Consider the following 20,165-nt stretch of genomic DNA (forward strand, 5'->3'; position numbering starts at 1 on the left):
TGGGCATGCTCAGGCGGCTGTGCGCCGAGATCGGTTCGAGAACGTTCCCGTCTGGCTGTGACACGACGGGCAGAGGTAGCGCAGATTCTCGCGCCGGTTGTCGAGGCGATCGCCATTGATGTGATCGATCTCGAGTACGAGTCTTCTGCCCTGCCAGACATCCCCGGTGCCGCACTTGGCGCAGACGTGGCGAACGCCGAGGTCGTCCAGCGCCCGCCGGAGCATGGCCGTCTTTGTCCGCGGCGAGCCGGTTTCCAGTCGTTGCAGCACGTCGGTGGCGGACTTCCGGAACGGGGAAGGGACGCCCCGATGGTGAGCCTGCCCCGTGAAGTGGGCGACGGACAGGCCGTGAGCTTCGATGCTCCGCTTCACGAGCTGGCGGGATGCACCGTTGTCGGTCCGCCGCAGGAGCCTGAGGACGCCGGCCAGACTTGCGGACGCTTCGACGGCCGACGCCAGCTCCTCACGGGGCAGGATGCCCGCGCCAAGTCCCCAGCCGTGGGTGAAGTGCGAGGTGTCGATGCCGAATTGGTCCAGCTTCTTGCGGACGTGGCTGTACGGACTGTCATCCGGCCGCAGTCCCAGGTACTCCAGCACCTCTCGGATGCTGCATGAGTGGGCTGCCGCTTCCGCGAGCAGCGCTCTCGGATAAGCGCGGCGCTCGCGCGGGGGTAGCGGCTCGTCGATGAAGTGGGAGGTGTCGATCCCGTACTTCTCCAGCCGGCCACGCAGATACCGGCGCGGAATGCTGCCCATGGGAGCGCCGACTCTGCGCATCAGATCGACGAGGCTGGTGGACACGACTGCGGTCCTGGCCAGCAGATCGCGGGGATACTTGCCGCTCATGCCCTGGACCTTCGCTTCCGTCCGCGGTAAGTGTCCGTCACGGCGTGGCAGTTGGGACAAAGCAGCTGGAGGTTCTCCGGCCGGTTGTCCCACCAGTCGCCGTTGCGGTGATCGACTTCGAGTCGCAGTGGCTTTCCGTTCCACTCGGTACCGACCCCGCACATCGCACACATTTCCAAGAGCCCCGTCCGCAGAAGTTCGCGGCGCAGACGACTCCCCGGAACCCTGCCGCTCTCCGGGGAGCGCAGCGTCAGAATTTCGCCGTGTGAGCCTTCGGGGCGCCCCGGCCGCACGGTCACGAAGTGGGACGTGTCGATCCCGAGGGCGGTGATACGGCGGCTGATGTGTGCTTGGTTGCCGCCCACCGGGCTGATCCCGAGGCGGCGTACGACTTCCTTGAAGCTTGTCGACTGGGCGACAGCCGCGCGTAGCCGCTCCTCGGTGTGGCGCACCCGCGCGGTTCGAAAATGCGACGTGTCTATGCCGAGCTCCGACATGCGCTGACGCAGGTAGCGCTGGCTTCCCGGGGTGGGCGTGCCGCCGCACCAGCGCACTGCCTCACCCCAATCCTGCGCGCCGCGGGCCGCCTCGGTGAGCAGCTCACGGGTGTACTTCACCGGCATCGTCCCCTCCGTCCCGGCCGCGCGTTCGCAGCCTCGTACGGAGTAACGAACCGATAGTCGGACAGTCACGTCCGAAAAACGGAGCGGCCCGCCCCGCTTCCGTGGGGCGGGCCGCAGCGGGGCAGGCGTTCAGATCCCGAAGTCCTTGATGATCTTGGCGACATGGCCGGTCGCCTTCACGTTGTACAGCGCGCGTTCGACCTTGCCCTCCTCGTCCACCACCACCGTCGAGCGGATCACGCCCGTCACCGTCTTGCCGTACAGCTTCTTCTCGCCGAACGCGCCGTACGCCGTCAGCACTTCCTTCGAAGGGTCGCCGACCAGCGTGACCTTCAGGCTCTCCTTCTCGCGGAACTTCGCCAGCTTCTCCGGTTTGTCGGGGGACACTCCGATCACGTCGTAGCCCGCGCCCGCCAGCAGCTCCAGATTGTCCGTGAAGTCGCAGGCCTGCTTCGTGCAGCCGGGAGTCAGCGCCGCCGGGTAGAAGTAGACGATCACCTTGCGACCCTTGTGGGACGCGAGCGAGACCTCGTTGCCGTCCGCGTCGGGCAGGGTGAAGTCGGGGGCGGTGTCGCCGGGCTGGAGTCGCTCGCTCATGGTTCTCCTCGGGGGCGTGGGAGGCGTGCGGATGTACGCCGTCGAGCGTAATAGGGGTGCCGTGGGGTGCGGGCGCGGCCGAGCTGACAGACTGTCGAGGAAGGACTACCGGAATCGACCACGGAGGCAGCGCGGTGTCGGATGCCAGGACCCCTGCGCAGATCGAGGCGGACATCGTCCGCAGGCGCGAGATGCTCGCCGAGATGCTTGACGAGATCGGCGTTCGGATGCACCCGAAGACGGTCATCGGTGATGCCAAGGCCAGGATCGCCTCGAGCGTGGACCAGACGGCCGGGCGCGCGTTCGTCGCGGTGAACCGGACGATGTCGGATGTGAAGGCCCAGTTCGTGCGCGACGACGGCGCGCCGCGGCTGGAGCGGTTGGTGCCGGTCGCGCTGGTGGCGGTCGGTCTGGTGGGGCTGCTGGCGATGTCGGCGCGACGGCGCGGCTGACGACCCTGGGGCGTACGGATTGCCGTGGGACAGGTAGGTTGCCCGCGTGAGCGCGAAAAGCCATGAACACAGCACGCAGCACGACAAGCTGCCCATCCGGATGCTGCACGACCGTGTGCTCGTGCGGACCGACATCCCGGAGGGCGAGCGGCGTTCCAGCGGCGGCATCGTCATTCCGGCCACGGCTGCGGTCGGGCGGCGGCTGGCGTGGGCCGGGGTGGTCGCTGTCGGGCAGAACGTACGGACGGTGGAGCCGGGGGACCGGGTGCTGTACGACCCCGAGGACCGGGCCGAGGTCGAGGTGCGCGGCGTTGCGTACGTGCTGATGCGGGAGCGTGATCTGCATGCGGTGGCCGCGGACCGCTTCCAGGGGTCGGAGGACTCCACGGGGCTGTATCTGTAGGTGTCCGCGGGCGCGATCCGCAGCCGCGCAGTCGTACGCAGCAGGGGCCGGTGACCGGGGTCACCGGCCCTTTCGTCATCCTTTTGCTAGGTTGGAGGACCCCGACGAGACGCGCCGTACCGGGCAGGCAAAGACGACGCATCCCTGGTGGTTCTGCGTCTCGGAGGTGCTGTCGTGGCCTGGGTTCTGCTTGTTGTCGCCGGTCTGCTCGAGGTCGGCTGGTCGATCGGTATGAAGTTCACCGACGGGTTCACCAGGCTCTGGCCGAGCGTGTTCACCGGTCTCGGCATCGTGGCCAGCATGGTGCTGCTGTCGCATGCGGCGAAGTCCCTGCCGATCGGTACGGCGTACGGCGTGTGGGTGGGTATCGGCGCGGCCGGTGCGGCGGTGGTCGGCATGGTCGTGCTGAGCGAGCCCGTCACGGCCGCCCGGATCTTCTTCGTGTGTCTGCTGCTGGTCGCCGTGGTGGGGTTGAAGGCTACGTCGGGTCACTGAGGTCCGCCGGTGGTGGGGCCGGGGGCGGGCGGGGCCGTGGGGGTGAGGGTTTCGACGGGTGCGCCCGGGCTGAAACCGGGTAGTCCCGGCGCGCCGCTGGTGCCGTCCGCGGGTGTGCCGGGCGGGGCCTGCGGGCTCCCGGGTGCGCCGGACCCGATGGGGTTGCCGGGACCGCCGGCGGTCGGGCTGCCGGGGTGGCCGGGAACGCTGGGGTTTCCAGTACCGCTGGGGTTTCCAGTACCGCTGGGGAGACCGGGGCCGCCGGTGGTGGGGCCGGGGGTGGTGCCGCCCTGAGGCCCGCCGTTCGTCGCGCCCTGGGTCGGGCTCGGAGACTTCCGGGCCCCGGACGGGTGCGGCGGTCCCGCCTGCATGATCGGCGGCCCGGTGTTCTCCGCGCCGGCAGCGAGCTTCAGATCGAAGTCCCGGACCGCTGTCTTCTTCAGTGCCGCGGCCATGAACTGTCCCCAGATCTGCGCCGGTGCGTCCCCGCCGCCAAGACGCCGCAGGCCGAGTGCCCCGTACAGCGGTGTCTGCACGCCGGTGTCCGGGTCCTGGCCCATCACGGCGACCACAGTGGCGAGGTCGGGGGTGTAGCCGGCGAACCAGGCGGCCTTGTCCTCCTCCGCGGTGCCGGTCTTGCCCGCCGCCGGGCGGCCGGCGGCCCGGGCCGCGGTGCCGGATCCGCTGGCGACGACGCTGCGGAGCATGGCGGTGGTGGTGTCGGCGGCCTCGCGGGAGACGACGCGCCGGCTGCTCCGCCGCGGCAGCGCGATGTCGGTGCCGTTCCTGGAGATCTTCTCGACGAGTGTGTACGTGCCGAACAGGCCGTGGTTGGCGAGGGTCGCGTAGGCCACGGTCATGTCGAGCACGCTCGCGGTGGCGGTGCCGAGTGCGATGGAGGGGGCGGGGGTGAGGTCGGGCGTGTTGCGGGGGATCCCGAGGCCGATCGCGGTCTGTTCGACGAGCAGGGGGCCGACGTCCACAGCCATCTGGGCGTACACCGCGTTGACGGACGAGTTGGTGGCGGAGCTGACGGTGATGGGGCCGTAGGAGGTGTTGTCCGAGTTCTCGGGGGCGTACCGCTCGCCGCTCCAGCCCTGGACGGGGCGCATGTTGCGGCCGTCGTAGACGGTGCGGGGGGTGATGGGCCGGCCGTCCTGGGTCGTGGCGCGGTGCTCGACGGCCGCGGTGAAGACGAACGGTTTGAAGGTGGAGCCGACCTGGTAGTCGCGGCGGGTGGCGTTGTTGACGTACTGCTTGGTGTAGTCGATGCCGCCGTACATGGCGACGACCTTGCCGGTGGCCGGGTCGATGGAGGCGCCGCCGACGCGGACGTTGCGGTCGACCGCGCGACGGCGGCGGTCGAGTTTCGAGGTGATGTGGTCCTTGACCGCCCGGGCGAACGCGTCCTGCTTGCGGGGCTCGAGTGTGGTGGTGATCCGGTAGCCGCCGGCGGCCAGGGTCTTCTCGTCGATGATCTTGTTGTGGGTGAGGTAGTACTCGACGGCCTGCACGATGTAGCCGCGCTGGCCGGCGAGGCCGGTGGAGGGCCTGACCCTGTGCGGCATCGCGAAGGTCAGCCGGTCGCGGGCGGCGGGGGAGAGCCACTTCTCCTTGACCATGCCGTCGAGGACGTAGTTCCAGCGGGCGAGCGCGGCGCGCCGGTTCTCGGGGCGGGTGGCGATGTCGTACGCGCTGGGTGCGTTGAGCAGTGAGGCGAGGTAGGCGCCTTGCGCGGTGTCGAGGTCGTCGACGTCCCGTCCGTAGTAGGCCTGGGCGGCGGCCTGGATGCCGTAGGCGTTGCGTCCGAAGTAGCTGGTGTTGAGGTAGCCCTCGAGGATGTCGTAGGTGCTCTGCTCGCGGCTGAGTTTCAGTGCGATGAAGAACTCCTTGGCCTTTCGGGTGAGGGTCTGTTCCTGGCCGAGGTAGTAGTTCTTGACGTACTGCTGGGTGATGGTGGAGCCGGACTGTCTGCCTTTGCCGCGCAGGGTGTTCCAGGCGGCACGGACCATGGCCTGGGGGTCGACCGCCTGTTTGGAGTGGAAGTCCCGGTCCTCGGCGGCCAGTACGGCCTGCTGCACGTGCCGGGGGATCCGGGCGAGGGGGACGTTCTCGCGGTTGACGTCGCCGTCGCGGGCGATCTGGGTGCCGTCCTTGTAGAGGTAGACGTTGGACTGAGCGGTGGCGGCGGCGTTGGCGGGCGGGATGTCGACGAGGAGGTAGCCGGCGGCGAATCCGCCCATGAGCATGAGCGTGACGAGCAGGAATGCTCCGACGACCATGCGCCAGGTGGGGATGACACGGCGCCATCCGGTGCGTCGGCGGCGTGTTTTGCCGGGCTTGCTGTCGGCGCTCCCCGCGGTCAGGAGCGCCGGGGCGTGCCCTGCGGGGAGGGCCGGGGCCGGCTCCATCGGGAGGGCCGGTGCGGGCTCTGTGGGGAGGGCCGGTGCGGGCTCTGTGGGGAGGGCCGGTGCCGGCTCCGTCGGGAGGGCAGGGGCGGACTCTGGCGGGGAGGCTGAGGCAACCTCAGCAGGGAGGGCCGGTGCGGGCTCTGTGGGGAGGGCCGGGGCCGGTTCCGTCGGGAGGGCCGGTGCGGGCTCTGGCGGGGAGGCTGAGGCAACCTCAGCAGGGAGGGCCGGTGCGGGCTCTGTGGGGAGGGCCGGTGCGGGCTCTGTGGGGAGGGCCGGTGCCGGCTCCGTGGGGAGAACTGGGGCGGGCGGGCCGGGCTCCGTCTCGTCTCTGGGGGGCCAGCCCTGCTGCTGCGGCTCGTCGCTCATATCCCTCATAGTGCACTTTTCACACCGATATCCCCTGGATCCTCACCCGTTGCGGCCGGAAATGCGCTCGCGGCGCTCCTGGCTGGTCCGTTAGGGTCGTGCGCTTCGTGCCCGGACGGATCGCGTGGGTGAGGGGGCTGTGGTGCGGCTTTACGCGGTCGTCGCGGCGGGTGGGTTCCGGCGCTATGCGACGTACCGGGTGGCCACGGCGGCCGGCGTGTTCACCAACACCGTGTTCGGCCTCATCGTCGCGTACACCTATATCGCCCTGTGGGACGAGCGTCCCCGGCTGGGCGGCTACGACCTGCCCGAAGCGCTGACGTATGTGTGGCTCGGTCAGGCGCTGCTGATGACCTGCGCCATGATGGGCGGTGGTTTCGAGGACGAGCTGATCGAGCGCATCCGTACGGGTGACATCGCCATCGATCTCTACCGTCCTGCGGATCTTCAACTGTGGTGGCTGGCGGGCGACCTGGGGCGCGCGGCGTTCCATCTGCTGGGACGCGGCATCGTGCCGATGGTGCTCGGCAGCCTCGCCTTCGATCTGGTGTTTCCCGCCTCGCCGCTGACCTGGCTGGCCTTTTTCGTGTCGGTCGCGCTCGGCGTCGTCGTGAGCTTCGCGGTGCGTTTCCTGGTGGCCCTGTCGGCGTTCTGGCTGATGGACGGGGCCGGGGTGATGCAGATCTGCTGGCTGGCGACACTGTTCTTCTCCGGGATGCTGCTGCCGCTGAACCTGTTCCCCGGTGTGCTGGGCGAGGTGGCGCGTGCGCTGCCCTGGTCGTCGCTGCTGCAGGTGCCCGCGGATGTCTTCCTGGGCAAGCACACCGGGTGGTCTCTGGTGCAGGCGTACGCGTTCCAGGCCGGCTGGGCGGTGGCGCTGCTGGCGGCCGGCCGCGCGCTGCAGCGGGTGGCAACGCGCCGGGTGGTGGTTCAGGGTGGGTGAGGCCGTCAGGGCGTACGGGCTGATCGCGGCGATGTGGATCCGGTCCACGATGACGTACCGGACGTCGTTCGTGATGACCACGCTGGGGAACTTCGCGGCCACCGGCTTCGACTTCGTGACGATCCTGCTGATGTTCTCGCACGTGGACGCGCTCGGCGGCTACTCGCTGCCCGAGATCGCCTTCCTGTACGGGACGACGAGTACCGCCTTCGGCCTGGCCGACCTGGTCATGGGCTCGATGGACCGGCTGGGGAGGCGGGTGCGCGACGGCACGCTCGACACCCTGCTGGTACGGCCGGTGCCGGTGCTCGCCCAGGTCGCGGCCGACCGTTTCGCGCTGCGCCGGCTCGGGCGGATCAGCCAGGGACTGCTGGTGCTGGGATACGGGCTGGCGAACCTGGACGTCGGGTGGACGGCGGCGAAGGTGGCGATGGTGCCGCTGATGCTGCTCAGCGGCGGGGCGATCTTCGCGTCGGTGTTCGTGGCGGGCGGGGCGTTCCAGTTCTGGGCGCAGGACGCCTCCGAGGTGCAGAACTCCTTCACGTACGGCGGGAACACGCTGCTGCAGTACCCGCCGTCGATCTTCGCGAAGGACCTGGTGCGCGGGGTGACGTTCGTCGTGCCGCTGGCCTTCGTCAACTGGGTGCCGTCGCTGTACGTGCTGGGCCGCGAGGACCCTCTGGGTCTGCCGGACTGGCTGGCCTTCCTGCCGCCGCTGGTCGCCGCGGTGTGCTGCGGGCTCGCGGCGCAGGCCTGGCGGGTGGGCCTTCATTCGTATCGCAGCACCGGAAGCTGAGGGCCGAGGAGCATGGGGCTGGGCATGGATTTCATCGAGCTCGACGGGGTCGAGAAGGTCTTCGAGGTGCGGCGCAGGGTGGCGGGGAGCCGGATACGCCGTCAGAAGCACCAGGTGCGGGCGGTGGACGGGATAAGTTTCGCGGTGCCGCGCGGTGAGATGGTCGGCTACATCGGTCCGAACGGTGCCGGGAAGTCCACCACCATCAAGATGCTGACGGGGATTCTCACCCCGAGCGGCGGCCGGCTCCGGGTGGCGGGCATCGATCCGTCCCGGGAGCGCACCCGGCTCGCGCAGCGCATCGGTGTGGTGTTCGGTCAGCGTACGACGCTGTGGTGGGACCTGCCGCTGCGTGATTCGTACCGGCTGATGCACCGGATGTACCGGATCCCGGACCAGGTCTTCCGCGAGAACCTCGACCGGTGCGTCGAACTGCTGGACCTGGGTGAGCTGTTGCAGGTGCCGGTGCGTCAGCTGTCTCTGGGCCAGCGGATGCGCGGCGACATCGCGGCGGCGCTGCTGCACGACCCCGAGGTGCTGTACCTCGACGAGCCGACGATCGGGCTCGATGTGATCTCCAAGGCGAAGGTCCGCACCTTTCTGCGTGATCTGAACGCCGAGCAGGGCACGACCGTCCTGCTGACGACGCACGATCTGACCGACATAGAGCAGCTGTGCAAGCGGGTGATGGTCATCGACCACGGCCGGCTGATGTACGACGGGGCGCTGGCCGGGCTGCACGAGGTGGGCGAGAGCGAGCGCACGCTGGTGGTGGACCTGGAGCGCGAGCTGGCGCCGGTCGAGGTGGACGGGGCGCGGACGGTGAAGGTGGAGGGGCCGCGGCAGTGGCTGGCGTTCCCGGCCTCACGGTCGGCGGCGCCGCTGGTGGCGGAGCTCGCGGAACGCTATCCGCTGGTCGATCTGTCGGTGCGGGAGCCGGACATCGAGGCGGTGATCGCGAAGCTGTACGCGGAGCGTCCGGGGCTGTGAGCGCCGGTGTCGCCGTCGGCGGCGACGTCCCCGTTCCCGTCCCTGTCCCCGTCCCGATCAAGGATGTCGATCAGGCCTTCGAGAATCGGTCCCGTTGACTAGGCTGGCGGCATGACGAGCGATCTCCCCGAGATGCGTGCCTCCGACTCCGAGCGGGAGCGGGTTGCCGAGCGGCTGCGTGAAGCCGTGGCCGAGGGACGGCTCGACATGGACGAGTTCGAGCAGCGCCTGGACGCGGCGTACAGGGCACGTACGCACGGCGAGTTGGCGCCGCTGGTGCGGGACCTGCCGGTGAGCGGTTCCGTGGCGGCGTCCGTGGCCGCCCCGGCGACGGGCGACTGGGCAGGACGGGTCGGTGGTCCCGCCACTTCCAAGGGCGCGTTCGCCTTCTGGGGCGGCTTCGGGCGCAAGGGCACGTGGACGGTGGGCCGCCGGTTCACCGCGTTCACGATGATGGGCGGCGGAGAACTGGATCTGCGCGAGGCTCGCTTCGAGGACCGCGAGACCGTGATCACCTGCATCGCGGTCATGGGCGGGGTGCAGATCGTCGTACCGCCCGACCTGAACGTCGAGGTCAGGGGCATCGGCCTGATGGGCGGCTTCGGTGAGCACGGCGGCAGCGTGGAGTCGGCGCCCGACCCGGCCGCCCCGCGGGTGATCATCAACGGTGTGGCGTTGATGGGCGGGGTGGGTGTGGAGCGCAAGCGCACCCGGGCCGAGAAGCAGCGGCTGAAGGCGGAGCGGGCCGAGCGGCTCGAGCGCGAGGACCGGGACCGGCTGGACAAGGGCGACGGCGGGGAGCGCAAGGAGCTCGGCTGAGACGCAGCCGGGCGGCAGGTCCCCGCGGTCCGGTGTCCCCGGTGACCGCGAGTGCTCCTGCTCTGCCCTGGCTACGCCTCGGATCCGCGTACGGCCCGGAGGCGGGTACGGCTCAGATCCGCGTACGGCCCGGAGGCGGGTACGGCTCAGATCCGCGTACGGCCCGGAAGCGCGCACGCTTCAGATCCGTGTCCGGCCCAGATCCGTGTCCGACCCGGATCCGTGTCCGACCCGGATCCGTGTCCGACCCGGATCCGTGGCCGGTTCACCGCTGCGTACGGCTCACAGCTGCGCCGGGTCCACCGCCGCGCCCATCCGGGCGAATCCGGCGTCGCTCGGGTGGAGATGGTCCCCGTAGTCGTACGCCGGGCTCAGCCGGTGCGGCGCGTACGGATCGCGCAGCGCCCGGTCGAAGTCGACGACCGCGTCGAAGATGCCGCCCGAGCGGATGACGTTGTTGACCCTGGTGCGTTCGGCCTCCACGGCCGGGGTGCACATCGGGTAGCCGCCGCAGGGCGTGAGCGTCGCCCCGACGACGCGCAGGCCGCGGGCGTGGGCACGGCGGGTCAGCTCGGCGAGTCCGTCGGTGAGGGCGTCCGTGGAGAGCGGGTAGGAGGGGCGCAGCAGGTCGTTGATACCGATCGCGACGATCACGGTCCGGGCGCCGGACCGGGCGAGCACATCGCGGTCGAAGCGGTCGAGCACGCTGGGCCCGCGGCCTTCGGCGAGCAGCCGGTTGCCGCTGATGCCCTGGTTGAGCACGGAGTAGCGGCCGCCGAGCCGGTCGGCGAGTACGTCCGGCCAGCGCAGATTCGCGTCCCGGGTGGAGCTGACCCCGTCGGTGATCGAGTCGCCGACGGCGATGATCGCCCCGCGGGCTTCCGAGGTCAGTACGTCGACGGCCGTGAGGTGGTGCCAGGAGGTGGTGACCCCGGTGTAGTCGTCGCCGCTCTCGTCGAGCGTGTGGTCGCCGGCCGCGAGGTAGGAGGTCTGGCGCGCCTGCGGGTGGCTGGTGACCGTACCGCCGGGGCCGGGAGTGTGGACGGAGATCAGCAGATCGCCGTCGTAAGGGATCCGGAGCACCACAGGGTCGCTGACGAGCTGGTCACCGGCCCCGACGGTGGCAGCGGGCGCGCCCTGGAAAGTGACGCGGCGCAGGGTCCCCGGCATCGCCTCCGCCCCGCCGTTCGCACGCACGGCGAGGGACACCGAGCCGATCTTCAGCGGCTGCGTCCCGGCGAGGTTGGAGAGGGTGATCCGCGCGGCGGTGCCGCCGACGGTGGTGTGCACCACATTGCGTACGGAGCGGCCCGCACTGCCGCTCGGGGAGCCCGGCGCGGTCGTGGCGGGGGCGGCCAGGACGGGGCTGGCGGACCAGGTGCCGATCCACACGGATGCGGCTGAGGGGGGCGGTGTACGCAGGGCGGGCCTGCCCTTGGCCGTACCGACGCTCAGATAGATGCCGGCGCAGATGAGGACCACGACGGCCATGAGGGCGGCGAGGCTCGCATACCCGTGGCGCTTCTTCATGAGCACATCATCCGATATCGCTCGGGAACTCGACGTGCGGCCCAGGAGTACCAGAGGTAAGGACAATGCATACGGTACGTACGCGCGGACGGGTGGAGCGCATGGAACGCACAGATCGGGACAGGCCGGACGGCCCGGTTGTGGGCCTGGCGGCGCAGGACGGGGCGGCGGGGGAGGGCCCGGCCGCGGCGGTGGGCCGGCCGGCCTCCGCGAGGACGCGGACCCTGCCCCCCTTCGCGTACACGGAGGCCGACGAGGAGAAGCGTCGCGGTGTCCGCCGTATGAAGGCGACGGCGACCGGCCTGCTGCTCCTCGTCGCGCTCATCTTCGTCCTCGCCACCTGGGCGAAGAACGCGGGCCTGGGCGGCTGGGCCGGCTATGTCGCTGCCGCCGCTGAGGCGGGCATGGTCGGTGCCCTGGCCGACTGGTTCGCCGTCACCGCGCTCTTCCGCCACCCTCTGGGCCTCCCCATCCCGCACACCGCGATCATCCCCAACAAGAAGGACCAGCTCGGCGCCTCGCTCGGTTCCTTCGTCGGCGAGAACTTCCTCTCCGCCGATGTCGTACGGGCCCGCCTGCGCGGGCTCGGCATCGGCGGCCGTCTCGGCGCGTGGCTGGCGGAGCCGGCCCACGCCGACCGGGTCACCGCCGAGCTCGCCACCGCCCTGCGCGGCGCCCTGGCGGTGCTGCGCGACTCCGACGTCCAGGCGGTCGTCGGCGAGGCGATCACCCGCCGCGCGGAGAGTGCGGAGATCGCCCCCGGCATAGGGAAGACCCTGGAGAAGGTCGTGGCCGACGGTGCCCACCACCGCGCGGTCGACCTGGTCTGTGCCCGCGCGCACGACTGGCTGGTGCTGCACTCGGACTCGGTGATGGACGCGGTGGAGGGCGGCGCCCCGGGCTGGACCCCGCGTTTCGTCGACAGGAAGGTCGGCGAGCGTGTCTACAAGGAACTGGTGCGCTTCGTCACCGAGATGCGCGACATGCCGGGCCACCCGGCGCGGCGTGCGATCGACCGGTTCCTGACGGACTTCGCGGCGGATCTGCAGTCGGACACGGACACGCGCGTACGTGTGGAGCGGATGAAGTCCGATCTGGTGTCGCGTCCGGAGGTGCAGGACGTGATCGCGTCGGCCTGGGCCTCCATCCGCACCATGATCCTCTCGGCGGCGGAGGACGACCGCAGCGAACTGCGGCTGCGTGCCCGCGCCTCCCTGCTCTCCCTGGGGGCGCGCCTCGCCACGGACGGCCGGCTCCAGGCGAAGGTGGAGGGCTGGGTGGAGGAAACGGCGGTGTACGTGGTCACCACGTACCGCACGGAGATCACGTCGCTGATCTCGGACACCGTCGCGAGCTGGGACGCGGAGCACACCTCGCGCAAGATCGAGGCGCACATCGGGCGGGATCTGCAGTTCATCAGGATCAACGGCACGGTGGTCGGTGCGCTGGCCGGCCTGGTGATCTACACCGTCGCCCACGCGTTGGGCGCGTGACCGGTCCCTGCCTGACGGTCACGCGCCCAACGCCCTTCATGGGGAGGTGTCTTGTAGTACGTGAGGGGCTCGCGGAGCGTTCAGATGTTCTGCGAAAGTCTTCCCACCGGGTCCGGCCCAGGGAGTACGGGAGGTTGCCCGGCTTCGGTCCGAGGCACCCTCGGCGGGCCGGCTGAACGCGTGGCCGGCTGACCGCGTATCAGTACCCGAACAGCTCACGCCCCGCCCCTGGAGGGAACCCCTATGCGCAGCGTCGGGATCACGCCCCTGCTCGCCGCCCCGCTTGTGGGGTTCGCGCTGCTCACGATGGCCGTGTGCGGGGTCTCGGGCGGTTCCGGATCACCGAACGGGGACGCCGCGGCAGCTTCGGGCGCCGTTGCGGTGCGCACCGGGGGGCCTGGGGCCGGCGCCCCCGCGACGGCTTCGCTCACCACAGTGGAGTCGGAGCGCGGCGCGATCCTGGCCGACACCGAGGGCCGCACCCGACACGGCTTCACCGAGGACGAGCAGGGTGCGGCCACTTGCGACGCGGGGTGCGTCGCGGTCCGGCCGGCGCTCCCCTCGGACCTCTCGGATCCTTCGGACCCGGACCCGTCGGAGTCCTCGGCCACGGACATCACGGCGGTCGGCACCGCCGACCCCGCCCTGCTGAACGTGTCCGGCTGAGCAAGAGCGGGGCACAGGGCGGCAGTTCACCGCTCATTCACATGCGACGCCGTCCCCGTCCCGGTCGAGGTGACGTCCGTATCCGGGATCCCCGGTCCGGATCGGAGCGGCACCCGCGGCCCGCACGGCTGTGCAGTTGGCGCCACCCTCGATCCGGACGGCCTCGTGATCCCGAGGTCCGACCCGCGCTCGCCCGCTCAGTTCTTCGTCGGAGCGTTCCGCGCAGCCCCTTCGGCAGGGCACTCCGGTCCCGCGGCGAGGTACGCCCAAGGGCGTTGCCGTCCGCCGCTCACGGCGGCGATCCCGGTCTCGTCGTAGCGGGAAGTCGCAAGGGACCAGGCCAGATTGCCGGCCATCAGATGGCCCATGCCCTCCACGTAGTGGTCGATGTGGCCGCGCACCTCCGGCAGTACGCCCAGCTCACTCAGCGTCTTGGGAAGGTCCAGGGCGAGCCGTGCGAAGCGGGCCGTCCGCGCGTTGGCGAGGGCGGCGATGTACTCGACGGACTGCTCCAGGGTGCAGCCCTTCTGCTCGCGCAGGACGACGACGCTGTTGTTCACGTCCCCGGCCGCCAGTTCCTTGACGAGCGAGACGATGTCGTTGACGAAGATCACCACATCGCCGGTGATCTCGCGCATCTCCCGCAGCGGAAAGGAGTCGTGCAGCTCGTCCGGCAGGCAGTAGCCACCGCACCGCTCGGTGAAATCGAGGCAGGGCTGTACGCCTATGGAGTCCCGCCGGACCTCGAGGAACTGCTCCAGCGTGGGCAGGCGGTCCGCGTTCCGGTTGTGCGCCTCCCCCTGATAGGCGGCCATGTAGGCGCGCCAGTGGGTGCGGAACCGATTCTGCCAACCGTACGGTGTGCCGGCCGTGGCCCGGCGCCAGATGTCCCGGAACGCCCGGACGAGCGGCGGGCCGGGCGCTCCCAGCGGGCCGGACACATCGGACGCGGCGGACGGCCGGGATGTGCCGCTCGCCGTCATGGTCCGTCCGAGGGTGTCCACCAGGCGCTCGATCGCCTCAGGTCGCAGCCCCAGCCCGCCGTCGAACTGGTCGTCGAAGATGAAGAACCAGGCGTTGAAGTCCGCGGCCAGTTCGAGGTCGTTGCCGGTGGCGTCCGGGTAGAAGTACGCCATCAGCCGCTCGAGCCGCAGCGCGTCGTACTCCGCCGTCGCGGCTTCTTCCGTCAGCAGGCCCGTCTCCTGCAGCCACTGGAGCGTGTGCCGTCGTGCGCGCTCCGCATGCGGGCTGAACCGGGCGGGGAACGGAATCCTGATGGCGGCCGTTCGCCGGGTAGGGTCCGCGGTCACCTGGTGGTGGCCGGAAGCCATCGCGTTCGCCATACGCACCCCCTGGGTGTCACGGCACGTCCCATCGGCTCGGCGGTCAACGCCTGGCGCGTTTTCGCGCCCTACGAGGCTAGGTGCGATGCCACGTGAACGGCCGTGATCGACGGGTGTGATGGGGTGTGCAACCGGCGTACGCGACGGCGTGCGCGCCCCCGCGTGAGGCGCTTGGGAAACGTAGGGAGAGAGAGGATCCGGCGTAGGGGCGCCAAGACCGTCTGAATCCGCCGTTCTCGGCCGGCAGAACCTCCGTGAGGGGCTACCGACCAGCTCCGCGGGCGTAGGCTTCCCGTGTACTCGGGGACGACACACGGTCGAAGGAACTGATGTGGCCTACACGGGAGACCGGCAGGGGCGAACACGCCGACTACTGCTGGAGCGGGATACTGAACTCGCTGCAGTAGACGCCCTGTTGACCGAACTGAGGGCCTCGCCCACCGGCCCGGTCGCACCCGGAACGGGCGGCTTACTGGCCTTCGCCGGGCCGGCCGGACTCGGCAAGACCACCCTTCTGACGGAGGTGCGCAGGAGGGCCGTGGCCCGGGGCTGCACGGTGCTCTTCGCCCGCGGAGGAGAGCACGAGCAGGGCGTGGCGTTCCATGTCGTACGCCAGCTCGTCCAGCCCGTACTCGCGACAGGGACCGAGAAGGAACACCGCAGGATACTGGGCAGCTGGTACGACATCGTCGCCCCCGCGGTGGGCCTGGTGGCGGGCAACAGCAACGGCTCCCCCGATCCGCAGGGCGTACGGGACGGCCTGGACTGGATCGCCACCCGCTTCGCCGTGCAGCATGCGCCGCTGGTGGTCGTGCTGGACGACGCCCACTGGGCCGACGCCGAGTCGCTGGCCTGGCTCACCGGCTTCGCGCCGCGCGTCAGCGAGCTGCCGATGCTGCTCGTCGTGGCATACCGCTCCGACGAACTCCCCGCCGACGCGGCGGCGTTCGCCAAGCTTGCCGAACGCGACGGGTCGCACCCCTTCTCCCTCGTACCGTTCACACCCGGCGCGGTCAGCCGCATCGTCCGGGACACCCTCGGCGAGGAGGCCGACGAGGGCTTCTGCCGCGAGACATGGGCGGTCACCGGCGGGAACCCGTTCGAGACCGTCGAACTCGCCGCCAAGGTCGCCGACCGCGGACTCAAACCGCAGGTCGTCCATGTTCCCGAACTGCGGGAACTCGCCTCGGCGGTGAAGGGCAGCGGGCTCGTCGACCGGCTGGAGCGGCTCGGCACCTCCGCCGTCCGGTTCGCCTGGAGCGCCGCCGTGCTCGGCGGCGAGGCGTCCCGGAGCCTGGCCGCAAGCGTCGGCGGGCTCGGCGATGCCGAATCCGCCGACGCCGTCGCCCGGCTGCGCGAAGCCCGTATCCTCGCCGCCCCGGCTCCCGACGCTCCCGACGACGACCGGCTGGAGTTCTTCCACCCGCTGGTCGCCACCGCCGTCTACCGGGCGATTCCCTCGGCGTTCCGCGTCGCCATGCACGGCCAGGCCGCCGCGGTCGTCTCGGGCGCCGGTCTGGGCGCCGCCACCGCTGCCCGGCACCTGCTGGAGGTGCACCCCGAGAGCGACCCCTGGGCCGTGCGGCAGCTGCGCGAAGCCGCCCGCGAGTACCTCAGGGCGGGCGCTCCCGAGGCGGCGCGGCGCTGCCTCGCCCGGGCGCTGCGCGAGCCGCCCGCCCTGGACGAGCGGGCCGACGTGCTCTTCGAACTCGGCTGCTCCGCCCTGCTGACCGAACCGGCGACCACGGTCAACCACCTGCGGGCCGCCCTGGACGAGCCTGTGCTCGACCCGGCCCTGCGCGAGGCGATCGTCTACCGCCTGGCGCAGGCCCTCGGCCACTCGGACCGGATGGCCGAGGCCGCCGAGACCGTCGCCGTTGCGGCCCGCGGAGCCACCGACGCCAGGACCCGGCTGCGCATGCAGGCGGAGCAGTTCATGTGGAACGCCTTCCGCGCCGACGAACAGGACTCGCCGGCCCGCTCCCGCCGGCTGGCCCGGCTCGCCGACCATCTCTCCGGCCGGGGCCTCGCGGAGCGGTACATCCTCGGGCTGCGTGCCTGGGACGCCATGGTGCGCGGCGAGCCCGCGGCCACCGCGCTCCACTACGCGGAGGAAGCGCTCGGCGACGGCCTCAAGTGGACCGACGACCAGTGGGGTTTCGAGGTCCCGGTCCTGGTCGCGCTCACCTTCATGTACTGCGACCAGCCCGGGCGGGCGGAGGAGCTCTTCAACAAGGGCATCGCGGAATGCGAGAAGAAGGGCTGGCGCGGCGCCCATCTGTCCTTCGGCTTCACCCTCCTCGGCTACATCCGCTACCGCCGCGGGCGCCTCGACGAGGCCGAGAATCTGGTCCGCGGCGGACTGCGGATCGCCGACCGGGTCGGGCACCAGGTGCCTGCGCAGTACTTCGCCATCGGCATCCTCATCGAGATCCTGCTCGCCCGCGGCCGCACCCAGGACGCCCACGAGCTCGCCACCCGGTACAGCTACGGCGATGTCGTGCCCAGCGCCGTGGTGTACCCGGACTCCCAGACCGTCCACAGCGAGCTGCTGCTCGCCCTCGGCATGCGCCGGGAGGCGGAGCAGCAGCTCGCGCGGGTCGGACTGCGGCTCGAACCGCGCGGGATACGCAACACCGCCTGGTGCCCCTGGCAGCTCCACCTGGCCCAGGCGGTGGACGACCCGGAACGGGCCCTCGAGTTCGCCACCGAAGGCCTGCGCAGAGCCCGCCGGTTCGGCACCCAGTCCGCCATCGGGCAGGCCCTGCGCGCCATGGCCTCGGTGGTCCAGGGGACTCAGCGGGTCACTCTGCTGGCCGAGGCCGTCGAGCACCTCGAGCGCTCCCCTTCCGGCTACGACCTGGCGTGTGCGCTGGTGGACCACGGCGTCGCACTGCGCCGCGCCGGGCAGCCGCAGGAGGCCGCGGAGCGGCTCCACCGCGGTCTGGAAGGCGCCGTGCAGTGCGGGGCCGACGCACTCGCGACGCGGGCCCGCGAGGAACTTGACGCCGCCGGCCTGTGGCCGCTCCAGCTGCGCACCGCGGCCACGGAGTCCCTCACCGCCCAGGAACGGACGGTGGCCGAGTGGGCTGCGCGCGGCTGGTCGACGGTCCGCATCGCGGAGGAACTGGGCGCCCAGGCCCCGGTGGTGACGCGCCTGCTGTCGGACATATACCGCAAGGTCGGCTCGGACCAGGCTGGGCTGCCGAGGCTGATCGGGAGGCAGGCGGGGGAGCGGCCGACGCCGGGCGACTGAGCGGCGGCGGCGTGGCATCCGACCTGCCCCCGGCCGCCGTGGCCCTCGCCCTGCGCATCTGGAGCCACCTGCACGGCCTGGTGCCGCTGGAGATCTACGGCCACCTGCGGACCCAGACCATCAGCCCGGACAAGCTCTTCCGCGAAGAACTGGCCCAGCTCATCCGGTCCTTGAACATCGCCCCACAGGGGCGACGGCCCCACGCGCATGGGCGCCTGCGAGCTGAGTCGGACATGGCGCTGCGCGTCCTTGTGCCAGGGCGGGGCAGGCGCGTTGCCGGACCCGGCACCCGCCTCAGACCTTGGGCGGGCGGATCGGGAAGACCGTGTTACCGGCGGAGCTGCTGCAGACGGTCTCTCCTCACACCAGGAGCGTGGAGGCGCGGAGTCCGTTCGGCATCGGGCCGACGGCCCGCAGGGGCGCTGAGGTGCGCCACCTCCGGGACCTACCGGCGGCGCGAGTAGCAGGTGAGATGCCGCCAGTTGTCGGGACGTGCCCCCGACGAAGAGAACTGGGGGATGCGTTCGGCATGTCCCTTGATCGGCTTGTCGCACACGACGCAGAAACGGACGCCGCTCTCCGTCGTCATTACTTCGTCCCCTTGCTGTGGCGCGTGCAGGCGCGGGGAAACCACCGAGTGACCCCGTCGGCGACGCCGAGCCTCCGGGGTCCGAGGTCGATCGCGGTGTGCGGAGTCAGGACGATGCCGCACCACACGCAGTCCATGCCGCGCTGTTGCCGCTGCGACAGCGTGCCGATCGGCGGCAGCAGTCTGCCTCGAGTGATCATCTGGATGCCCTCCGCTGGGAGCAGCCTGCGACGCGAGCGCAGGCGGACGGCTACGGCTGCCGATGAGCATGGGGACGTGATGCGTGCGCACTCCAGCAGCGCGCATCGAAGTGCGCACAGTCTTTCGAGGACAAAGCTGGCTGACGAGCAGCCTTGGTTCCGAGTCGCTCCGGAAAAATACTGATGCACATCAGCGCACAGCACCGCCGGCGAGCCCGTGATCCGCATCCCCGCCTGGCTCTCGTTGAAGTGAGCTTCATACGCCATCAGTTGGGCGACTCGGACGCGATGACCGCACCACTCGACTGGCTGCTTACGTGGTCGGCAGCCCCGGTGCAGTCGCCACTCGGACGAGTCAGGTACGCCGTGATTCCAGGAAGGTGCGTGGGTTGGTGACGCGATCACGGAACGGGGGTGAGGTGAGGGCCAACGCCCTGTTGTCGCGCCCGGCGCCCATGTGGTCGAGCCAGCGTTCGTACCAGGCGAGAAAGTCCGGGGCCGAGGAGACGTTCGGACCCCAGAACCCGTCGGCGTTGCCGATGAGCATGCGACCGGTGAGGGGCCCGGTCACACCGATGCGGGCGAGATCGGAGCAGCCGCGTTCGACGACGTGCAGGAACAGATCACCGCGGCGTGTGGGGCGATACGCCCGGCTGAATCCCCTGGGGCGGCCGACGGGTCCTGCGGCGGTGTCCTTGGGGTTCATCGTGAAGAGCGTGCACTCCTGCAACGGGATCAGCCCGTAGTAGGGAGACGCGCCGCAGCCGATTACCGGTGAAGCCCTGGCCTTCGGCAGGATGGGCGCCATGACCGAAATCCGCACCCCCCGCCTCATCCTCCGCCGCTGGCATGACGACGACCTCGCGCCCATGGCGGAGATCAACGAGGACCCGCAGGTCATGCAGTGGATCGACGACGGCACGGTGCGCGACCTGGACCAGACCGCGGAGGACATCGAGCGGTGGGAGGAGGACTGGGACGAGGAGGGCTTCGGCCTCTTCGCGGTCGAGCTGCTGGCCTCGGGCGAACTGGCCGGCTTCACGGGTCTGTCCGTACCCGAGTTCCTGCCGGAGGTGCTGCCCGCCGTGGCGATCAGCTGGCGGTTCGGCTCACAGTTCTGGGGCCAGGGGTACGCCTCCGAAGCCGCCCACGCCACACTGGAGTTCGCGCTCCAGGACCGCGGCCTCGACCGCGTCATCAGCATCATCCGCGTGGGCGACGACGCCTCCGAGAACGTCATCCGCAAGCTCGGCATGGAGCTGGAGCGCGAGACGGAACACCCGGAGTACGGCTATCCGGTGCACGTTCACGGCATCGATCTCACCGAGTTCCACGCCTGAACCGGCC

General features: G+C 70.6%; 22 protein-coding genes and 1 riboswitch. Of the genes, 12 read left to right on the forward strand and 10 right to left on the reverse strand.

Features of this window, described 5'->3' with window-relative positions; translation table 11 throughout:
- Nucleotides 1-9 precede the first annotated feature (9 nt).
- From OHS70_RS23455 to bcp, 3 genes are all read right to left on the reverse strand, one after another.
- Nucleotides 10-846: an HNH endonuclease gene (locus OHS70_RS23455; protein ID WP_328400167.1), complete on the reverse strand. Its 837-nt coding sequence runs from the start codon at nucleotides 844-846 to the stop codon at nucleotides 10-12.
- Entirely contained in the window at nucleotides 843-1,469 is a 627-nt protein-coding gene (locus tag OHS70_RS23460; RefSeq protein ID WP_328400168.1) for an HNH endonuclease signature motif containing protein, read from the reverse strand. Before OHS70_RS23460 ends, OHS70_RS23455 begins: the two co-directional genes overlap by 4 nt.
- Before the next feature lie 129 nt (nucleotides 1,470-1,598).
- Nucleotides 1,599-2,066: a thioredoxin-dependent thiol peroxidase gene (bcp, locus tag OHS70_RS23465; protein WP_328400169.1), complete on the reverse strand. Its 468-nt coding sequence runs from the start codon at nucleotides 2,064-2,066 to the stop codon at nucleotides 1,599-1,601.
- Nucleotides 2,067-2,200: 134 nt separating this feature from the next.
- On the opposite strand from bcp, the gene OHS70_RS23470 reads away from it, so the two are divergent.
- The 3 genes from OHS70_RS23470 to OHS70_RS23480 all read left to right on the forward strand — a co-directional run bounded on the left by OHS70_RS23470 (nucleotide 2,201) and on the right by OHS70_RS23480 (nucleotide 3,416).
- On the forward strand, nucleotides 2,201-2,518 hold the full coding sequence (locus tag OHS70_RS23470) for a DUF3618 domain-containing protein (RefSeq protein ID WP_328400171.1): 318 nt from the start codon (nucleotides 2,201-2,203) through the stop codon (nucleotides 2,516-2,518).
- Nucleotides 2,519-2,564: 46 nt separating this feature from the next.
- Nucleotides 2,565-2,921, forward strand: a complete 357-nt coding sequence (locus OHS70_RS23475; protein WP_328400173.1) for a GroES family chaperonin — start codon at nucleotides 2,565-2,567, stop codon at nucleotides 2,919-2,921.
- A gap of 74 nt (nucleotides 2,922-2,995) precedes the next feature.
- A riboswitch (guanidine-III (ykkC-III) riboswitch) is annotated at nucleotides 2,996-3,064 on the forward strand.
- Nucleotides 3,065-3,095: 31 nt separating this feature from the next.
- Nucleotides 3,096-3,416 carry a DMT family transporter gene (locus OHS70_RS23480; protein ID WP_328400175.1) on the forward strand — a complete coding sequence of 107 codons (321 nt, stop codon included), beginning with the start codon at nucleotides 3,096-3,098 and terminating at the stop codon, nucleotides 3,414-3,416.
- On the opposite strand, the gene OHS70_RS23485 is transcribed toward OHS70_RS23480, so the two are convergent.
- Nucleotides 3,410-5,698: a transglycosylase domain-containing protein gene (locus tag OHS70_RS23485; RefSeq protein ID WP_443062644.1), complete on the reverse strand. Its 2,289-nt coding sequence runs from the start codon at nucleotides 5,696-5,698 to the stop codon at nucleotides 3,410-3,412. The two genes, OHS70_RS23480 and OHS70_RS23485, sit on opposite strands and share 7 nt — an antisense overlap.
- A gap of 637 nt (nucleotides 5,699-6,335) precedes the next feature.
- Here OHS70_RS23485 and OHS70_RS23490 point away from each other — a divergent pair.
- The 4 genes from OHS70_RS23490 (at nucleotide 6,336) to OHS70_RS23505 (ending at nucleotide 9,741) form a co-directional block, all read left to right on the forward strand.
- Nucleotides 6,336-7,136 (forward strand): ABC transporter permease, encoded by an 801-nt coding sequence (locus tag OHS70_RS23490; RefSeq protein ID WP_328400179.1) that lies wholly within the window; start codon nucleotides 6,336-6,338, stop codon nucleotides 7,134-7,136.
- The gene (locus OHS70_RS23495) at nucleotides 7,129-7,932 is read left to right on the forward strand and encodes an ABC transporter permease (protein ID WP_328400181.1); all 804 of its coding nucleotides are present in this window, start codon (nucleotides 7,129-7,131) and stop codon (nucleotides 7,930-7,932) included. Before OHS70_RS23490 ends, OHS70_RS23495 begins: the two co-directional genes overlap by 8 nt.
- 24 nt (nucleotides 7,933-7,956) lie before the next feature.
- Nucleotides 7,957-8,922: an ABC transporter ATP-binding protein gene (locus tag OHS70_RS23500; RefSeq protein ID WP_328400183.1), complete on the forward strand. Its 966-nt coding sequence runs from the start codon at nucleotides 7,957-7,959 to the stop codon at nucleotides 8,920-8,922.
- A gap of 111 nt (nucleotides 8,923-9,033) precedes the next feature.
- Nucleotides 9,034-9,741 carry a DUF1707 SHOCT-like domain-containing protein gene (locus OHS70_RS23505; RefSeq protein WP_328400185.1) on the forward strand — a complete coding sequence of 236 codons (708 nt, stop codon included), beginning with the start codon at nucleotides 9,034-9,036 and terminating at the stop codon, nucleotides 9,739-9,741.
- Between the two features lie 282 nt (nucleotides 9,742-10,023).
- Here OHS70_RS23505 and OHS70_RS23510 read toward each other — a convergent pair whose 3' ends face one another.
- Nucleotides 10,024-11,271 carry an SGNH/GDSL hydrolase family protein gene (locus tag OHS70_RS23510; RefSeq protein ID WP_328400187.1) on the reverse strand — a complete coding sequence of 416 codons (1,248 nt, stop codon included), beginning with the start codon at nucleotides 11,269-11,271 and terminating at the stop codon, nucleotides 10,024-10,026.
- 101 nt (nucleotides 11,272-11,372) lie between these two features.
- On the opposite strand from OHS70_RS23510, the gene OHS70_RS23515 reads away from it, so the two are divergent.
- Both OHS70_RS23515 and OHS70_RS23520 read left to right on the forward strand, forming a co-directional pair.
- The gene (locus OHS70_RS23515) at nucleotides 11,373-12,764 is read left to right on the forward strand and encodes a DUF445 domain-containing protein (RefSeq protein ID WP_328400189.1); all 1,392 of its coding nucleotides are present in this window, start codon (nucleotides 11,373-11,375) and stop codon (nucleotides 12,762-12,764) included.
- Between the two features lie 243 nt (nucleotides 12,765-13,007).
- Complete coding sequence (locus OHS70_RS23520) at nucleotides 13,008-13,430, forward strand: hypothetical protein (RefSeq protein ID WP_328400191.1); 423 nt, start codon at nucleotides 13,008-13,010, stop codon at nucleotides 13,428-13,430.
- A gap of 33 nt (nucleotides 13,431-13,463) precedes the next feature.
- Here OHS70_RS23520 and OHS70_RS39105 read toward each other — a convergent pair whose 3' ends face one another.
- Nucleotides 13,464-13,673, reverse strand: a complete 210-nt coding sequence (locus OHS70_RS39105; protein ID WP_443062645.1) for an excalibur calcium-binding domain-containing protein — start codon at nucleotides 13,671-13,673, stop codon at nucleotides 13,464-13,466.
- On the reverse strand, nucleotides 13,628-14,773 hold the full coding sequence (locus OHS70_RS23525) for an isoafricanol synthase (RefSeq protein WP_328400193.1): 1,146 nt from the start codon (nucleotides 14,771-14,773) through the stop codon (nucleotides 13,628-13,630). Before OHS70_RS23525 ends, OHS70_RS39105 begins: the two co-directional genes overlap by 46 nt.
- 331 nt (nucleotides 14,774-15,104) lie before the next feature.
- Between OHS70_RS23525 and OHS70_RS23530 the strand changes: the two genes are divergently transcribed.
- Together OHS70_RS23530 and OHS70_RS23535 are read left to right on the forward strand one after the other, a co-directional pair.
- Nucleotides 15,105-18,029: an ATP-binding protein gene (locus OHS70_RS23530; protein WP_328400195.1), complete on the forward strand. Its 2,925-nt coding sequence runs from the start codon at nucleotides 15,105-15,107 to the stop codon at nucleotides 18,027-18,029.
- Between the two features lie 11 nt (nucleotides 18,030-18,040).
- Nucleotides 18,041-18,493, forward strand: a complete 453-nt coding sequence (locus OHS70_RS23535) for a TetR-like C-terminal domain-containing protein (RefSeq protein ID WP_328400197.1) — start codon at nucleotides 18,041-18,043, stop codon at nucleotides 18,491-18,493.
- On the opposite strand, the gene OHS70_RS23540 is transcribed toward OHS70_RS23535, so the two are convergent.
- From OHS70_RS23540 to OHS70_RS23550, 3 genes are all read right to left on the reverse strand, one after another.
- Entirely contained in the window at nucleotides 18,475-18,618 is a 144-nt protein-coding gene (locus OHS70_RS23540; protein ID WP_328400199.1) for a hypothetical protein, read from the reverse strand. The genes OHS70_RS23535 and OHS70_RS23540 overlap by 19 nt on opposite strands.
- Entirely contained in the window at nucleotides 18,618-18,818 is a 201-nt protein-coding gene (locus OHS70_RS23545; RefSeq protein WP_328400201.1) for a hypothetical protein, read from the reverse strand. The genes OHS70_RS23540 and OHS70_RS23545 overlap by 1 nt, the downstream gene beginning before the upstream one ends.
- Before the next feature lie 355 nt (nucleotides 18,819-19,173).
- Complete coding sequence (locus tag OHS70_RS23550; protein ID WP_328400203.1) at nucleotides 19,174-19,626, reverse strand: hypothetical protein; 453 nt, start codon at nucleotides 19,624-19,626, stop codon at nucleotides 19,174-19,176.
- Between OHS70_RS23550 and OHS70_RS23555 the strand changes: the two genes are divergently transcribed.
- Nucleotides 19,625-20,158 carry a GNAT family N-acetyltransferase gene (locus OHS70_RS23555; protein WP_328400205.1) on the forward strand — a complete coding sequence of 178 codons (534 nt, stop codon included), beginning with the start codon at nucleotides 19,625-19,627 and terminating at the stop codon, nucleotides 20,156-20,158. The genes OHS70_RS23550 and OHS70_RS23555 overlap by 2 nt on opposite strands.
- The last annotated feature ends 7 nt before the right edge of the window (nucleotides 20,159-20,165 follow it).

It is taken from the genome of Streptomyces sp. NBC_00390 (genome assembly GCF_036057275.1).
In the GTDB taxonomy this organism is placed as follows: Bacteria; Actinomycetota; Actinomycetes; order Streptomycetales; family Streptomycetaceae; genus Streptomyces.

Coding starts and splice junctions, on each gene's coding strand:
- OHS70_RS23510 (WP_328400187.1), bottom strand. CDS start 11,271: ATGAAGAAGCGCCACGGGTATGCGAGCCTCGCCGCCCTCATGGCCGTC.
- OHS70_RS23540 (WP_328400199.1), bottom strand. CDS start 18,618: ATGACGACGGAGAGCGGCGTCCGTTTCTGCGTCGTGTGCGACAAGCCG.
- OHS70_RS23455 (WP_328400167.1), bottom strand. CDS start 846: ATGAGCGGCAAGTATCCCCGCGATCTGCTGGCCAGGACCGCAGTCGTG.
- OHS70_RS23460 (WP_328400168.1), bottom strand. CDS start 1,469: ATGCCGGTGAAGTACACCCGTGAGCTGCTCACCGAGGCGGCCCGCGGC.
- bcp (WP_328400169.1), bottom strand. CDS start 2,066: ATGAGCGAGCGACTCCAGCCCGGCGACACCGCCCCCGACTTCACCCTG.
- OHS70_RS23485 (WP_443062644.1), bottom strand. CDS start 5,698: ATGGTCGTCGGAGCATTCCTGCTCGTCACGCTCATGCTCATGGGCGGA.
- OHS70_RS23545 (WP_328400201.1), bottom strand. CDS start 18,818: ATGATCACTCGAGGCAGACTGCTGCCGCCGATCGGCACGCTGTCGCAG.
- OHS70_RS23525 (WP_328400193.1), bottom strand. CDS start 14,773: ATGGCGAACGCGATGGCTTCCGGCCACCACCAGGTGACCGCGGACCCT.
- OHS70_RS23500 (WP_328400183.1), top strand. CDS start 7,957: ATGGATTTCATCGAGCTCGACGGGGTCGAGAAGGTCTTCGAGGTGCGG.
- OHS70_RS23505 (WP_328400185.1), top strand. CDS start 9,034: ATGACGAGCGATCTCCCCGAGATGCGTGCCTCCGACTCCGAGCGGGAG.
- OHS70_RS23520 (WP_328400191.1), top strand. CDS start 13,008: ATGCGCAGCGTCGGGATCACGCCCCTGCTCGCCGCCCCGCTTGTGGGG.
- OHS70_RS23555 (WP_328400205.1), top strand. CDS start 19,625: ATGACCGAAATCCGCACCCCCCGCCTCATCCTCCGCCGCTGGCATGAC.
- OHS70_RS23550 (WP_328400203.1), bottom strand. CDS start 19,626: ATGGCGCCCATCCTGCCGAAGGCCAGGGCTTCACCGGTAATCGGCTGC.
- OHS70_RS23515 (WP_328400189.1), top strand. CDS start 11,373: ATGGAACGCACAGATCGGGACAGGCCGGACGGCCCGGTTGTGGGCCTG.